Here is a 16,065-nt window from a genome sequence, read left to right as displayed (position 1 = left end):
GTATGATACGCATCCATCGAACGGCGACGCCAATCGATAGCTCTTTAACAATTTGATCAGGTAATTCATGTGGGCGCTTGCCGATGAGGGTGATAAATCACCAAATATCAAGGCAAGCGGTCATGACAATGTAAATTGAAATGAATTCGTTTGAACCTTGAGCCAAGTTTGATGCGCTTTTGTTGTTCGTCAACATTATGTTGTCGGATGACGAGTAAGCATCACAATGATTTTAAACTGAAGAGTTTGATCATGGCTCAGATTGAACGCTGGCGGCAGGCCTAACACATGCAAGTCGAGCGGTAACAGATCTAGCTTGCTAGATGCTGACAAGCGGCGGACGGGTGAGTAATGCATAGGAATCTACCCGGTAGTGGGGGATAACCTGGGGAAACCCAGGCTAATACCGCATACGTCCTACGGGAGAAAGGGGGCTCCGGCTCCCGCTATCGGATGAGCCTATGTCGGATTAGCTAGTTGGTGAGGTAATGGCTCACCAAGGCAACGATCCGTAGCTGGTCTGAGAGGATGATCAGCCACATCGGGACTGAGACACGGCCCGAACTCCTACGGGAGGCAGCAGTGGGGAATATTGGACAATGGGGGGAACCCTGATCCAGCCATGCCGCGTGTGTGAAGAAGGCCTTCGGGTTGTAAAGCACTTTCAGCGAGGAAGAACGCCTAGTGGTTAATACCCCATTAGGAAAGACATCACTCGCAGAAGAAGCACCGGCTAACTCCGTGCCAGCAGCCGCGGTAATACGGAGGGTGCAAGCGTTAATCGGAATTACTGGGCGTAAAGCGCGCGTAGGTGGCTTGATAAGCCGGTTGTGAAAGCCCCGGGCTCAACCTGGGAACGGCATCCGGAACTGTCAAGCTAGAGTGCAGGAGAGGAAGGTAGAATTCCCGGTGTAGCGGTGAAATGCGTAGAGATCGGGAGGAATACCAGTGGCGAAGGCGGCCTTCTGGACTGACACTGACACTGAGGTGCGAAAGCGTGGGTAGCAAACAGGATTAGATACCCTGGTAGTCCACGCCGTAAACGATGTCGACCAGCCGTTGGGTGCCTAGCGCACTTTGTGGCGAAGTTAACGCGATAAGTCGACCGCCTGGGGAGTACGGCCGCAAGGTTAAAACTCAAATGAATTGACGGGGGCCCGCACAAGCGGTGGAGCATGTGGTTTAATTCGATGCAACGCGAAGAACCTTACCTACTCTTGACATCCTGCGAACTTGTGAGAGATCACTTGGTGCCTTCGGGAACGCAGAGACAGGTGCTGCATGGCTGTCGTCAGCTCGTGTTGTGAAATGTTGGGTTAAGTCCCGTAACGAGCGCAACCCTTGTCCTTATTTGCCAGCGGGTAATGCCGGGAACTCTAAGGAGACTGCCGGTGACAAACCGGAGGAAGGTGGGGACGACGTCAAGTCATCATGGCCCTTACGAGTAGGGCTACACACGTGCTACAATGGCCGGTACAAAGGGTTGCGAGCTCGCGAGAGTCAGCTAATCCCGAAAAGCCGGTCTCAGTCCGGATCGGAGTCTGCAACTCGACTCCGTGAAGTCGGAATCGCTAGTAATCGTGAATCAGAATGTCACGGTGAATACGTTCCCGGGCCTTGTACACACCGCCCGTCACACCATGGGAGTGGACTGCACCAGAAGTGGTTAGCCTAACGCAAGAGGGCGATCACCACGGTGTGGTTCATGACTGGGGTGAAGTCGTAACAAGGTAGCCGTAGGGGAACCTGCGGCTGGATCACCTCCTTAAACGATGCATCATCCCTCGCGGTAAGCGCTCACAATGAATTACCTGATCAGATAATAGAGCAAACGGTTTAAGCACGATCCCCTCTTGGGTCTGTAGCTCAGTTGGTTAGAGCGCACCCCTGATAAGGGTGAGGTCGGCAGTTCAAGTCTGCCCAGACCCACCAAATTCCTGTGATACGGCGTTAAAATGCTCCTCGTATAGCAGGCTATACGTCGTCGCATCTTGCCTTGTCTCACAGAAATTAATGGCAAGAGGTAAGATCAGCAAAAACAATGGGGCCATAGCTCAGCTGGGAGAGCGCCTGCCTTGCACGCAGGAGGTCAGCGGTTCGATCCCGCTTGGCTCCACCATTGTCTTAACGTTAAGTGTAAGACCCGTTTGTGATTGTTTCGTGACCATTGATAAGCACGACATTAAACGTCTTCTTCACTGTTCATTGAACAGCTGCTCTTTAACAATGTATATCATGCTGACATAAACGCTTCTTTGAAGTGTTTATACGTAATTGTTTTGTGATACGTCTCAAGCGTATCCGGCAATCGTTATCATTGCGAACCCCAGACTCCTTCGGGTTATAGGGTCAAGCAATGAAGCGCACACGGTGGATGCCTAGGCAGCCAGAGGCGATGAAAGACGTGGTAGCCTGCGATAAGGCTCGGCGAGGTGGCAAACAACCTGTGACCCGGGCATCTCTGAATGGGGAAACCCACTCATCATAAGATGAGTATCTTACGCTGAATATATAGGCGTAAGAGGCGAACCAGGGGAACTGAAACATCTAAGTACCCTGAGGAAAAGAAATCAACCGAGATTCCCCTAGTAGCGGCGAGCGAACGGGGACCAGCCCTTAAGCATGTGACTGATTAGACGAACGAGCTGGGAAGCTCGGCCGCAGCGGGTGATAGCCCCGTAGTCGAAAATCTGATCATGTGAAATCGAGTAGGTCGGGGCACGAGAAACCTTGACTGAAGACGGGGGGACCATCCTCTAAGGCTAAATACTCCTGGCTGACCGATAGTGAACCAGTACCGTGAGGGAAAGGCGAAAAGAACCCCGGAGAGGGGAGTGAAATAGATCCTGAAACCGTGTGCGTACAAGCAGTAGGAGCAGACTTGTTCTGTGACTGCGTACCTTTTGTATAATGGGTCAGCGACTTATATTCAGTGGCGAGGTTAACCGTTTAGGGGAGCCGTAGGGAAACCGAGTCTTAACTGGGCGACACAGTCGCTGGATATAGACCCGAAACCGAGCGATCTATCCATGAGCAGGGTGAAGGTTGAGTAACATCAACTGGAGGCCCGAACCAGGATCTGTTGAAAAAGATTTGGATGACTTGTGGATCGGAGTGAAAGGCTAATCAAGCTCGGAGATAGCTGGTTCTCCTCGAAAGCTATTTAGGTAGCGCCTCACGTATCACCACCGGGGGAGCAGCACTGTTTCGGCTAGGGGGTCATCCCGACTTACCAACCCGAGGCAAACTCCGAATACCGGTGAGTGCGAGCGTGGGAGACACACGGCGGGTGCTAACGTCCGTCGTGAAAAGGGAAACAACCCAGACCGTCAGCTAAGGTCCCGAAATCCTGGTTAAGTGGGAAACGATGTGGGAAGGCTCAGACAGCTAGGAGGTTGGCTTAGAAGCAGCCATCCTTTAAAGAAAGCGTAATAGCTCACTAGTCGAGTCGGCCTGCGCGGAAGATGTAACGGGGCTAAACCAGGTACCGAAGCTACGGGTTCATCCTCTGGATGAGCGGTAGAGGAGCGTCGTGTAAGCCAATGAAGGTGAATTGAGAAGTTCGCTGGAGGTATCACGAGTGCGAATGCTGACATGAGTAACGATAAAGGGAGTGAAAAACTCCCTCGCCGGAAGACCAAGGGTTTCTGTTCGACGCTAATCGGAGCAGAGTGAGTCGGCCCCTAAGGCGAGGCCGACCGAAAGGCGTAGTCGATGGGAAACGGGTCAATATTCCCGTACCGGACATGATTGCGATGGGGGGACGGAGAAGGCTAGGTGAGCCAGGCGTTGGTTGTCCTGGTGAAAGTGAGTAGGCTGGTGTCCTAGGTAAATCCGGGATGCTCTAAGGCCGAGACACGAAACGAACTGACCACGGTCAGGAAGTCATTGATGCCACGCTTCCAGGAAAAGCCTCTAAGCTTCAGATCATGTGCGACCGTACCCCAAACCGACACAGGTGGTCAGGGTGAGAATCCCAAGGCGCTTGAGAGAACTCGGGTGAAGGAACTAGGCAAAATGGTGCCGTAACTTCGGGAGAAGGCACGCCGGCGTAGGGTGACGAGACTTGCTCTCCAAGCCCGAACCGGTCGAAGATACCAGGTGGCTGCAACTGTTTAGTAAAAACACAGCACTCTGCTAACGCGCAAGCGGACGTATAGGGTGTGACGCCTGCCCGGTGCCGGAAGGTTAAATGATGGTGTTAGCCGTAAGGCGAAGCTCTTGATTGAAGCCCCGGTAAACGGCGGCCGTAACTATAACGGTCCTAAGGTAGCGAAATTCCTTGTCGGGTAAGTTCCGACCTGCACGAATGGCGTAATGATGGCCACGCTGTCTCCACCCGAGACTCAGTGAAATTGAAATCGCCGTGAAGATGCGGTGTACCCGCGGCTAGACGGAAAGACCCCGTGAACCTTTACTATAGCTTCACACTGGACGCTGATGTTGCCTGTGTAGGATAGCTGGGAGGCTTTGAACCTCGGACGCCAGTTCGAGCGGAGCCAACCTTGAAATACCAGCCTGGCATCATTGGCGTTCTCACTCAGGTCCGTTATCCGGATCGAGGACAGTGTGTGGTGGGTAGTTTGACTGGGGCGGTCTCCTCCCAAAGAGTAACGGAGGAGCACGAAGGTACCCTCAGCACGGTCGGACATCGTGCAGTGAGTGCAAGAGCATAAGGGTGCTTGACTGCGAGACAGACACGTCGAGCAGGTGCGAAAGCAGGTTCTAGTGATCCGGTGGTTCTGTATGGAAGGGCCATCGCTCAACGGATAAAAGGTACTCCGGGGATAACAGGCTGATACCGCCCAAGAGTTCACATCGACGGCGGTGTTTGGCACCTCGATGTCGGCTCATCACATCCTGGGGCTGAAGTCGGTCCCAAGGGTATGGCTGTTCGCCATTTAAAGTGGTACGCGAGCTGGGTTTAGAACGTCGTGAGACAGTTCGGTCCCTATCTGCCGTGGGCGTTGGATGTTTGAGAAGGGCTGCTCCTAGTACGAGAGGACCGGAGTGGACGCACCTCTGGTGTTCCGGTTGTCACGCCAGTGGCATTGCCGGGTAGCTATGTGCGGACGGGATAACCGCTGAAAGCATCTAAGCGGGAAGCCCCCTTCAAGATGAGACATCCCTGAGGCCTAGAGCCTCCTGAAGGGCCCAGCGAGACCAGCTGGTTGATAGGCACGGTGTGGAAGCGCTGCAAGGCGTTGAGCTAACGTGTACTAATGGCCCGTGAGGCTTGACCCTATAACACCCAAGGGGTCTGGTCGCAGTGATAACGAAACGAGTGTGACAACACTTAGAAAACCGGATACGCGGATTAAGCCCACCGTGATACACGACAGGCTTAAGACGAAAGAGACGACACAAAACATTGTCAGCATGATATGCATTACCTGTTACGCCTGACGACCATAGCGAGCGTGAACCACCTGATCCCATGCCGAACTCAGCAGTGAAACCGCTTAGCGCCGATGGTAGTGTGGGGTCTCCCCATGCGAGAGTAGGTCATCGTCAGGCACTTATTAAACAAGAAACCCAGCCACCCGGCTGGGTTTTTTGCGTTCAGAAAGAAAAAACACCCCTAGCCTTCTCTAACAACGTGGCCCCCTCCCGACGCGTGCACCATACGTCATTCAGTCACCGCACGTCGTTCCCGAGTCACCGCACCATTACTCCCGAGTCACCACACCGTCATTCCCGAGTGGGGGTATCGGGAATCCACCTTGACCTTGACCTGGCCTGCGGGAATGACGAGTGCCGTCTGGAAATCCTTAAAGGTATCCGTTTGGAGGATTTTAAATTTTAAAATTAATCCCGTTGGTGTTGGCACTGCCCATTTGCCCAAGTTTCATAGATAGCGCGATCATCAGCGAGCATCATTAGTGCAAATAATCGTTCGCCAAGCGTTGTGCAATGTTGGATGCGGCGTGTCAGCAGTGGTGTCGCATGAGGGTCAATCACTACAAAATCTGCTTCATAAGACGGTGCAAGTTGACCGATATGGGTATCTAGGGAGAGCGCTTTTGCATTGCCATGGGTTAAACCATAAAAACCTTGCCATGCGGTAAGCGGCTGTCCGCCTAATTGGCCCACTTGATAAGCTGCTTTCAGCGTTCCAAACCCTGATAAATCGGTGCCTGCGCCGATATCGCTGGCATAGGTAAATGCCATGCCGGTCTGTTTGGCGGCTTCTCGGTCAAATAATCCGCTGCCCAAGAAAAGATTGGAGCTTGGGCAAAAGGCAATATTGGCGCCTCGATCAGCCAAGCGTTTACGCATACCATTATCCAGGTGTATGCCGTGGGCGAAGGTGCTACGAGGACCAACTAACCCTGCTTCTTCATAAACGGCTAAGTAGTCTCGGCTGCCGGGAAATAACTCGGCTACCCAGTCTAATTCCCCGCTATTTTCAGCTAAATGAGTTTGTAGCCAAAGGCTTGGGTCATTACGCAGAAGGGCGCCGGCAGCGTCCATTTGCATTTTGGTGGAGGTAGGCGCAAAGCGTGGTGTGACGCTATAGCCTAGTCGGCCATTGCCATGCCAGTCTTGAATAAGGCGCTCACTGTCTGCAATTCCCGACACGCCATCCATCAGAGCATCTGGCGCGTTACGATCCATCAATACCTTGCCGACCAGCATACGTAGCTGACGTTTTTGGCAGGCGGTGAAGAACGCATCCACTGAGCCAGGGTGACTGGAGCCAAATACTTGGGCTGTTGTCGTTCCTGCGCGAAGCATTTCATCTAGAAAAGCGTTCGATAGCGCTTCTGCATGCGCATGATTGGCAAAACGGCACTCTTCAGGAAACGTATAATCATTTAGCCAATCAAGTAGCTGTCGGCCATAAGAAGCCATGATATCTAGCTGCACATAGTGTACGTGGGTATCGATAAAGCCAGGCATAATCAACTTGCCGCGATAATCAATGACGTGGGCGCCACTTGGCAGTTGTTGAGAGAGATCACCATAGTGGCCGACAGCATGAACATGACTGCCTTTTAGCCAAAGTAACCCGTCGCCATAATGCTCAAGGCTACCTGACTGGGGCAGATCATCATCACCTGGGTCACGTGCAAAACTGACAACTTCAGCGCGAATAAACGTATCGATTGGGGAATTCATATTAACTCTAGGTCGTTTTCGTATCGTCAATAAGTGTACGTAAAGCGTTAGGCTCAAGGCCGCGCGTTTCTAGTGAGGCTGGCTTGTCTGTGAGCCATAGCAGTTCGGTTACTACCGTCAAAGCAATGGCATAGGGGGTTTTATTGCTAAGCTTAGTGTTATGAACAGCGCCAATGGGACTGCGTACGCGCTCGATTTCCTCAGCGGAGTAGCCCTCGCGCTGCAGCCGTCCCCGAAAGCTTGCCCACTTACTATCCGAGCCGATTAATCCTATCGAGGCAATATCACGGCGCTGCAGTAAAGCAGTGATAAGGGCATAATCTTCATCATGATTGTGAGTTAATACCAGTGTATGACAGTAGGGAGGCAGGGCTGCAGTGCCTTCCTGTGTACTACTTAGCGTGTGGCAGCTGAGTCGTGGTTGCCGCCTATCCTGTTCGTGGAATACATCAGCACGGCTATCGAACCAGTGTATTTGCCAGGGTAGCGGGGCGCTAAGCTTAACGATTTCACGCCCTACATGGCCTGCACCAAACAGGGCGATATTCACAGTAGCGCCAGGGAACACTTCCAGCAGCACATTAACAAAACCACCACAGCACTGGCCGCTGCGCCCACCTAGGGAAAATGACTCTAAGTGAAAGCCTGTACGACCTTGCTGCAAAAACTCTCGGGCAGCGTTGATGGTTTGCCACTCAAAAGTGCCCCCGCCTAGCGTGTCATAAACCGTCTCCTGGGTGATTACCATGCGCGCGCCAGGCTCGCGCGGGGTGGAACCCGCGCTGGTTACCTGGGTGGCTAATACATGGGGAGCACCGCTGCGCTGCAGTCGATCGAGCGCCGCGTGCCAAGTTTCAGACGCGTGTAAAGTCATAGCGCCTTTTCTCTAATTGCGTTGGCAGCCAGCATTACCCGCTCAGGGGTTGCTGGAGTATCCAGATGGGGAGAAGCTTGGTAATTGGTTAAGCTTGAAAGGGCATCACGTAGTGCAGACCATACACAGATACCAAGCATAAATGGTGGCTCACCAACAGCTTTGGAGCGATACAGGCTTGCCATGGAGTTAGGGTGGCCTTCCAGTAGCTCAACGTTAAAAATATCGGGAAGGTCGCCAAACGTAGGTATCTTGTAAGTTGCAGGACCGTCGCTCACTAGCACACCTTTTTCGTTCCACTTAAGCTCTTCACTGGTGAGCCAGCCCATTCCCTGGATAAAGCCGCCTTCTACCTGGCCAATATCAATCGCTGGGTTGAGCGAATTGCCAACGTCATGCAGCACATCAACACGGTCGACTAAGTATTCGCCGCTCAATGTATCAACACTTACTTCAGCAACGGCTGCTCCAAACGCGTAATAATAAAAAGGGCGGCCTTGGCCCGTCGCGCGGTTGTAATGAATCAGTGGTGTGGCATAAAAGCCTTTTTCTGAAAGCGAGATGCGATTGAGATAGGCTGTTTGTATAAGCTCTCCCCAGGGGATGCGATGCTCGCTCTCTCCAATACCAGCAATTAGCAGGCCATCTTCCAGACGCATGCCTTCTCGGTCTAAGCCGCCCTCAAAATGCATCGCGGCAAAGTCGAACAACCTTTTGCGTAATTTGCTGGCAGCGTCTCGCGCGGCCATGCCATTAAGGTCGGCACCGCTTGAGGCCGCCGTAGGGGACGTATTGGGTACTTTATCCGTGCGAGTGGCACTAATGCGTACGCTATCTAAATCCAAGCCAAGCTCGCGAGCGACCACTTGGCAAATCTTGGTGTGTAGACCTTGCCCCATTTCGGTGCCGCCGTGATTGATCATGATGCTGCCATCGGTATATACATGCAGCAGAGCACCGGCTTGGTTAAGATGCTGGGCGGTAAATGAGATGCCAAATTTAACGGGCGTTAGCGCAAGCCCTTTTTTAATAATGGGGCTGTGGGTATTAAATGCCTTAATCGCCGCGCGGCGCGCCCAGTAGTCGCTACTTGTTTCCAGTTTGTCTACCAGCGTATGTAACAGTTGTTTTTGATCCACTTGCTGGCCGTAGTGGGTAACATCACGTCCTTCGCGATAGAAGTTGCGTTTGCGTATGGTGAGAGGGTCTTCACCGACGTTGCGCGCGATATCGTCCATTGCAGCTTCGATAATCATCATGCCCTGAGGGCCGCCGAAACCCCTAAAGGCGGTGTTAGAAGCGGTATGGGTCTTAGCACGATGTCCGGTCACGCGGGCACTGCCTAATGAATAAGCGTTGTCGGCATGGAACATTGCGCGGTCAACAATGGCATCTGATAGATCAGGCGAGTAGCCACAGTCCCCAATAACCGTTATCTCGCCGCCCTGAATAATGCCCTGGGAATCAATCGCTAGTCGGTAGCGATTATGAAAGGGGTGGCGCTTACCGGTTGCGCGCATATCGTCACTTCGCGGTAGACGTAAACGGGTGGCCTTTCCGGTTCTGCGGGCAATGATGGCTGCTATACAGGCCCAAGGGGATGCTTGGGTTTCTTTGCCGCCAAACCCACCGCCCATCCGACGCACTTCAACGGTAACCGCATGAAAGGGGATACCCAGTACTTCAGCGACAAGTTTTTGAGTCTCGCTGGGGTGCTGGTTAGAGGTATGAACAATGACCCCTTCATCTTCGGTGGGTATAACCAAGCATGCTTGGCCCTCCAGGTAAAAATGCTCTTGTCCTCCGACGAAAAGTTCGCCTTCAATCGTTTGCTCGGCTTGGCGCAGCTCTGCTTGCCAATCGCCGCGCTCTTGAATATGGGTAGGGCGAACCACGTCATCGCGTTCAGCGGCAGCAACGGGGTCGAGGTTTGCCTGTTGTTCATCAATACTTAGTTTGGCTAGCGTTACCGCTCGGCGAGCAGCCTGGAGCGAGGTGGCCGCAACGGCAAAAATACACTGACCTGCGTAGCTGATTTCATGATCAACAAAAATAGGGTCGCCAGGGAATACTGGGCCGATATCCGTATGGCCAGGTACGTCTTGAAAGGTGATGACATCGACAACGCCAGACGCTTGTTTAACTGCTTCGAGATCAAGCGCGGTTAATGTACCGTGTGCCACAGGAGAAAGCCCTAAAGCTATATGCAGTGCATCGGCCGGTGCTTTAAGGTCATCAATATAGGTGGCCTTGCCGGTAACGTGTTTTTCAGCGCTTTCATGAAAGCTAGAGGTGCCTGCTTGTCGCTGACCGTGGCTATCGACAGTATGGCGGGCAAGTGGGCCCGACCCTTGAATATGGTCATGTAGCTCACGACGAGCTCGGCTGCTGTCGCCATCAAGTTTAGTGAGCGTACGCATGGAGCATCACCTCCTGGTTGGGTGAAGAAAGCGATAAGTAGAGGCGTTCTAGTAGGTTGAGTGCAGCCTGTTCTCGGTAATATTGGCTACCCCGTACATCGCTCATTGGCTGAAATTCTTCAGCAAGGGCTCGCTGGGCTGCTTGAAAATTAGCTTTAGAAACGGGCTGGCCCTCTAGCGCAGCTTCTGTTTGACTAGCTCGCTTGGGAGTAGCAGCCATACCGCCAAAGGCAATGCGCACATCCTCCATCACACCGTTATTAACACGGTAGCAAAACGCGCCTAATACCGCTGTGATGTCATCCTCGCGTCGTTTGGAAAGCTTCCACACCCTTAGTGTGGCGGGTTCAGGCATTTGAGGAATAAAAATACGACTGATAACTTCATTATCAGCCAGTGCCGTTTTTTTATAGTTTATAAAGAAGTCGCTCAGTAAAAGCTGGCGAGTATTGTTATGACTGGTAAGTTCTACCCATGCATTGAGCGCCAACAGTACAGGGGGAGTATCTCCAATTGGCGAGGCGTTGGCGATGTTGCCGCCAAGCGTTCCTCGGTTACGAACTTGTTGGGAACCGAGCCTGTGAAGGAGGTGTGCAAACGCAGGAAAGTGACTATTTAATAAGGGTTCGAGCTGTGAGTACGTAACCCCAGCGCCTACCCACCAACCTGGTTGAGCTTGAAAAGACGCCTCTTCAATACGGCATAGCTCTTCCACACGAGTGATATCAATCAGCTGGTGCAATGGGGTAAGGCGCTGAGTGTTTTCCAGCCATAGATCGGTTGCGCCAGCGACAAGGCGTGCAGCAGGGTAACAATGTCTTGCATCAGTCAACTCAGCTAACGTGGTTGGCTGTATAAAGAGCGCTTCATCTTCGGCGATTGGCTCGGGCGACTGAAGCGGTCGACTGGCTTGTTGGGATGCCTCAAACCACTGTGGTGCTTTCCAAGAGAAGTCTTGCATACTCAATGCGGCGTCACGGATAGGGCGGTATCCCGTGCAGCGGCATAAATTTCCGCCTAATGTGGCTTCAAGTGTCTCTGGTGTAAGAGGCGAGGGGCGCTGCTGCTGGTTGGCATGCAATGTAAATAGCGACATAACAATCCCAGGCGTGCAAAAACCACACTGGCTGCCGTGGCACTCAACCATTGCTCGCTGAGCGGGGTGTAAGTTGCCCTCGGTTGCTAATCCTTCGACGGTAATTACGTGCTGGCCGTGCAGTTGATGAGCGGGAGTAATACACGCGTTGACACTTAAAAAACGGCTTTGCGCGTCGCTTGGGTTGTTAATCGCTACTGTGCAAGCACCGCAATCGCCCGATGCGCAGCCCTCTTTCGTACCGGTAATGCCCAAATAATCACGCAACAGCGTTAGAATACTGGTATCTGGAGACACGTCTCTTTGGTGAGGAGTGCCGTTGAGTAGAAACTCGATCGTAGCCATGCCAAACTCCGTTATGATTGTTCTGACCGATCGGTCAATATTGTTGAGCTTGGGACAAAATGACGCGCCTTGCAAGGCTTTGTTTATTGCACTTTGAAAGTGCAATAAATGCGTATACGCCCTATTTTGCAGCGTTAGTTCGCCATAGGAGCGATATACTAAGTGAAATGACCACGACACTTAATCAGCGGTGCTTATTACAGGAGCTTACTCAATGACGGTTGATACCGCTAATCATGAGAACGCCAGCAGGGATCGTATTGAGCAATCCATACTAAGTGCTGCCGAACAGGTATTTGCCCAATATGGCTATCGAGGCGCCAGCCTTCAGGCGATTGCTGACCAAGCAGGGTTACCTAAAGCAAATATTTTATATTACATGGGTAGTAAGCAGGCGCTATATGTACGTTTGCTTAACCGGATGATGCGCCGCTGGAACGCGGTACTTGAAGATATCACGCCAGAAAGTGACCCCGGCCAGGTGCTCAGTGATTTTATTCGCACCAAAATGGTACTTGGGCAGCGCTATCCTGAAGGTTCAAAGCTGTTTGCCGCTGAGATTTTGGCCGGTGCGCCGTTTTTAAGTGACTATTTATCAGGTGAGTTGAAAGAGTGGGTTGCTTCACGTGCGATGATTATTAGGCAGTGGTCTATCCAGGGGAAAATGGATAACGTCGACCCACGCTGGCTTATCTTTCTGATTTGGTCGGCTACCCAGCACTACACAGAATATAGTGCACAAGTAAACGGCATTTTAGGCTCAGAGGCGCTTAGTGAAATGGATCTTGAATCTATTTGCCAATTTTTAGAACAGGTCATTTTGAAAGGGTGCGGTATCCAGCCGCCAAATATATCAAGTAGTTAGCCACTGTCAGCGATCATCTTCATTATTTGACCGTACTTACTTTACGGCACTTATTGCCACAGCGCTTTAGCTCCACAGAAACCATTTCTATGCCTACGCTTCCAATTGAACAGCATCTGGTGCCACTACAAGCTGCTTTGAGTGCGCATAACCGGCTCATACTCGTTGCACAGCCTGGCGCAGGTAAGACGACACGTGTTCCGTTGACACTGCTGGAGTGCCCGTGGGCGCAAGGGCAAAAGCTCTTATTGCTGGAGCCTCGTCGTGTGGCGGCGCGTCTGGCGGCAACATTTATGGCTCAACAGCTGAATGAGCCCGTTGGTGGTACAGTGGGCTATCGTATGCGTGGTGACAGTAAGGTAAGCACGCAAACACGCCTGGAAATTATTACCCAGGGCGTGCTTACCCGAATGCTGCAGGATGACCCGCTGTTGGAAGGTGTTGCCGGGATTATCTTTGATGAATTTCATGAGCGTAGTATTGAAGCGGATCTAGGGTTGGCGCTATCGCTGGATATCCAACAAAGCATTCGCGATGACTTACGATTGATTGTGATGTCTGCCACGATGGATGTCGCAGCCTTAAAAAAGGTGCTGGGCGAAGAAACGCCAGTGATTGAAAGTACTGGGCGGCAATTTCCTGTGGAAACGTATTATCGGCCGGCCTCCGGTGATGAAAGTGTCGCATCGGCCGCTTTACGGGTCGTTGATGAAGCGCTGGCAAGGTCAGATAGTCGCGATCTATTAGTTATTCTTCCTGGGATGGCTGAAATTAACCAGCTGGTTCAGGCGCTGGATAACAGCCCACGAGAGATTGAAGTGCGGGCTCTGCATGGCAGCATGCCAATAGAAATACAGCAAGCCGCCCTCAAACCACATGCAGAGCGCCAACGTGTCATCGTGTCAACGGCCATTGCAGAGTCCAGCGTAACGGTGGATGGTGTGAATGTCGTCATCGATGCTGGTTTAGAGCGGGTTCCTCTGTTTCAGCCGCGCACTGGACTAACTCATCTAACCACGCGGCGGGTTAACCGAGCCAGCGCTGATCAGCGCCGGGGGCGCGCAGGGAGACAGCAGCCGGGGGTATGTTATCGCTTGTGGTCTCAGGAGCAGCCTCTTGTAGCTTACGGTGAGCCTGAGATACTACAGGCTGATTTATCAAGATTAACGCTTGAAGTTGCTATGTGGGGAGCGCGTTCGCCAGATGAGCTCAGTTGGATGACATCGCCGCCTAACGGCGCATGGCAAAGTAGTCAGGCTTTGCTTCGTCAGTTGGGTATGCTGGATTCAGCGGGCCTGTTAACGCCGCTAGGCAAGCAAAGTGCGCGTTGGCCGGTTGAACCGCGTTTAGCGGTAATGCTATCGAAAGCTGAACAGCTCAATACATTGCCACTTGCCTGTGCTTTAGCGGCTTTGTTAGAAGGCAGGAAGCGTATTAATGGCTCGCTGAGAGCTGCGTTAGTTCAGCGGTTTAGTCAACCTTCGCGCTTTCCTCAATGGCTGCGTGATGCAAAGCGCTTGGCAGGCATTGCCGATACGGCGTTGCCGCGAGGCATAGCCGAAGAGTCGTTAGGAGCGCTACTGGCGCTGTCTTACCCTGATCGTATTGGCCAGCTTATTAGCCCTGGCCGGTTCAAGCTTGCCAATGGCAAAACGGCTACACTGTCTATTCACCATCCTCTGGCGAACGAAGCGTACATTGTCGCCATTAGCGTCGAAAGCGCCAGTAGTGAAGCCGCTATTTATCTCGCTGAACCTCTTGCGTTGGCAACGCTTATTGACCTTTATCCTGCAACTCAACAGTGGGAAGAGCGAATTACTTGGTCAGATGTACAAGGAAAGCTTCTCGGCGAAGCTGTTCAGCGTCATGGTGAGCTTATGTTGGCAAGCCGTCCTTTGACGGAGCTATCTGCAGAAGCTGTACAGCAAGCATTGCTTCAGGCACTAAAGCAGCGACCTGGGGTGCTTTTTAATGACAGGTTTAAGCAGTTGCAGGGCCGAATGACGCTGTTGGAGAGTGCTTATCCTGGTGAATGGCCTGATTGGTCCGAATGTGCGCTGCTAGAAAGTTTAGACGTTTGGCTGGCTCCTTACCTAGCGGGTATAACACGCTTCAGCCAGTTAGAAAAAATGCAGTTCCATACTTATTTAATGTCAACGCTAAGTTGGGATGAACAGACGCGCTTTGAATATTTAACGCCGTCATCGATAACGGTGCCTAGCGGTAATCAGGCATCAATTGATTATAGACCGTGCCTAGTGGGGAGACCTCCAGTGCTTGCTCTGAAGTTACAGGAAGCGTTTGGTTGGCAGGATACTCCCCTCGTTGCGGATGGCCATATACCCGTCGTCATTCACTTGCTTTCACCAGCCAAAAGACCGCTTCAAGTGACTCAGGACTTACGCAGTTTTTGGTTGAACGGCTATCCAGAGGTGCGTAAAGAGATGCGTGGTCGTTACCCTAAGCACCCCTGGCCAGAAGATCCATTGACTGCGCAGGCAACATCGCTAACCAAGCGTCGTCTAGATTAAAAATATCGCCTGATAGTAAAAACATAGCAACGATAAGATCACTCTTTTTGAGTGTCAGGATTTTCTCCCGGTAGCCGATAACGAACCCCGTCAGCGCGCTGCTCTTCATAGCGACGGTTTTCTTCCTCTGGGGGCACTCCCAGCACCGTTTCTTGAGACCCATCTGGCCATGTATAAGTAGTGCATCCAGCCAAGGGTAGTAAGCCCACGACTATTAATGGGAACAACGAAAAAAATCCACGACATTTGGGCATATTAGGCTCCATCACCAGTCCAATGCTGCTTATAAAAAGCAGGCATAGTGTGAATGGCACGACAGTCAGCCGCAAGCTTAATCCAAACGGGTTAAATTTCTTCCCACAGACTACGTCTAAATTCGTGGGAAAGTTGAGACACGTTGGATAGGCGCTCAAGATTAGCGTCAGTCAGTGTTTTAACCATTTCTTGATAATGTTCAGTGAGTTCCTGAGCTGTGCAGTTTTCTTTGCTGTCGGTTAGGCACAGCGTCAGTTTTTCATTGCTTTTGGCAATAGCTTGAAAAAGCTCAGCTTCTAACGCCATAGCCTGCGTCACGTTCTCAAGCCATGCAATCTGACAACGCACTATAGGCATGGTGCTCAAAAGCCAATAACGGTGCCACCAAGTCAACAAATCTTGATTTGTTTCAGTAGCGGAGTTGGCCTGTTGTTTGTTTGAACTGTTCATCGCTTGCTCCTAACACGTTATACGATTTATGAGGCATTTTTTACTACGTTGCCTATCTTCAACTATAGCTAAGCAATGAGGAACAGTTGGCTATTTGGCAACGAAAT

General features: G+C 51.9%; 8 protein-coding genes, 2 tRNA genes and 3 rRNA genes. 7 read left to right on the top strand and 6 right to left on the bottom strand.

All coding sequences use genetic code 11. The features are described from left to right. Window positions 1-234 precede the first annotated feature (234 nt). The 5 genes from M0220_RS17125 to rrf all read left to right on the top strand — a co-directional run bounded on the left by M0220_RS17125 (window position 235) and on the right by rrf (window position 5,517). Window positions 235-1,768, top strand: a 16S ribosomal RNA gene (locus M0220_RS17125). Between the two features lie 87 nt (window positions 1,769-1,855). Further along, window positions 1,856-1,932, top strand: a tRNA-Ile gene (locus tag M0220_RS17120). Between the two features lie 111 nt (window positions 1,933-2,043). Beyond that, window positions 2,044-2,119 (top strand) — tRNA-Ala (locus tag M0220_RS17115). Between the two features lie 228 nt (window positions 2,120-2,347). Then, window positions 2,348-5,244 (top strand): 23S ribosomal RNA (locus M0220_RS17110). Between the two features lie 157 nt (window positions 5,245-5,401). Next, window positions 5,402-5,517 (top strand): 5S ribosomal RNA (gene rrf, locus M0220_RS17105). Together the 16S, 23S and 5S rRNA genes with 2 tRNA genes alongside form the textbook arrangement of a ribosomal RNA operon. Before the next feature lie 291 nt (window positions 5,518-5,808). Here the strand turns inward: rrf and guaD are convergent. From guaD to xdhA, 4 genes are read right to left on the bottom strand one after another with little or no spacing between them, the layout of a single operon-like run. Next, entirely contained in the window at window positions 5,809-7,122 is a 1,314-nt protein-coding gene (gene guaD, locus M0220_RS17100) for a guanine deaminase (protein WP_030073213.1), read from the bottom strand. A 7-nt stretch (window positions 7,123-7,129) separates the two neighbouring features. Beyond that, window positions 7,130-7,996, bottom strand: coding sequence for a xanthine dehydrogenase accessory protein XdhC (xdhC, locus tag M0220_RS17095; protein WP_264018317.1), 867 nt, complete (start codon window positions 7,994-7,996; stop codon window positions 7,130-7,132). Then, the gene (gene xdhB, locus M0220_RS17090; protein WP_264018316.1) at window positions 7,993-10,416 is read right to left on the bottom strand and encodes a xanthine dehydrogenase molybdopterin binding subunit; all 2,424 of its coding nucleotides are present in this window, start codon (window positions 10,414-10,416) and stop codon (window positions 7,993-7,995) included. Before xdhB ends, xdhC begins: the two co-directional genes overlap by 4 nt. Then, on the bottom strand, window positions 10,400-11,857 hold the full coding sequence (gene xdhA / locus M0220_RS17085; RefSeq protein WP_030073208.1) for a xanthine dehydrogenase small subunit: 1,458 nt from the start codon (window positions 11,855-11,857) through the stop codon (window positions 10,400-10,402). Before xdhA ends, xdhB begins: the two co-directional genes overlap by 17 nt. A 214-nt stretch (window positions 11,858-12,071) precedes the next feature. Here xdhA and M0220_RS17080 point away from each other — a divergent pair, with 214 nt between their 5' ends. Together M0220_RS17080 and hrpB are read left to right on the top strand one after the other, a co-directional pair. Further along, the gene (locus M0220_RS17080; RefSeq protein ID WP_264018315.1) at window positions 12,072-12,722 is read left to right on the top strand and encodes a TetR family transcriptional regulator C-terminal domain-containing protein; all 651 of its coding nucleotides are present in this window, start codon (window positions 12,072-12,074) and stop codon (window positions 12,720-12,722) included. 89 nt (window positions 12,723-12,811) lie between these two features. Continuing rightward, a complete protein-coding gene (gene hrpB, locus M0220_RS17075) occupies window positions 12,812-15,253 on the top strand; it encodes an ATP-dependent helicase HrpB (protein WP_264018313.1) in 2,442 nt (813 codons plus the stop codon). A 38-nt stretch (window positions 15,254-15,291) separates the two neighbouring features. On the opposite strand, the gene M0220_RS17070 is transcribed toward hrpB, so the two are convergent. Together M0220_RS17070 and M0220_RS17065 are read right to left on the bottom strand one after the other, a co-directional pair. Beyond that, a complete protein-coding gene (locus M0220_RS17070; RefSeq protein WP_030073198.1) occupies window positions 15,292-15,507 on the bottom strand; it encodes a hypothetical protein in 216 nt (71 codons plus the stop codon). A gap of 91 nt (window positions 15,508-15,598) precedes the next feature. Beyond that, window positions 15,599-15,958: a hypothetical protein gene (locus tag M0220_RS17065; RefSeq protein ID WP_264018311.1), complete on the bottom strand. Its 360-nt coding sequence runs from the start codon at window positions 15,956-15,958 to the stop codon at window positions 15,599-15,601. Window positions 15,959-16,065: the final 107 nt, after the last annotated feature.

Source organism: Halomonas qinghailakensis, from assembly GCF_025820815.1.
GTDB lineage: Bacteria > Pseudomonadota > Gammaproteobacteria > Pseudomonadales > Halomonadaceae > Vreelandella > Vreelandella qaidamensis.
Note: the sequence above shows the minus strand (reverse complement) of the source record. Positions and strands in the feature narration are given on the sequence as shown.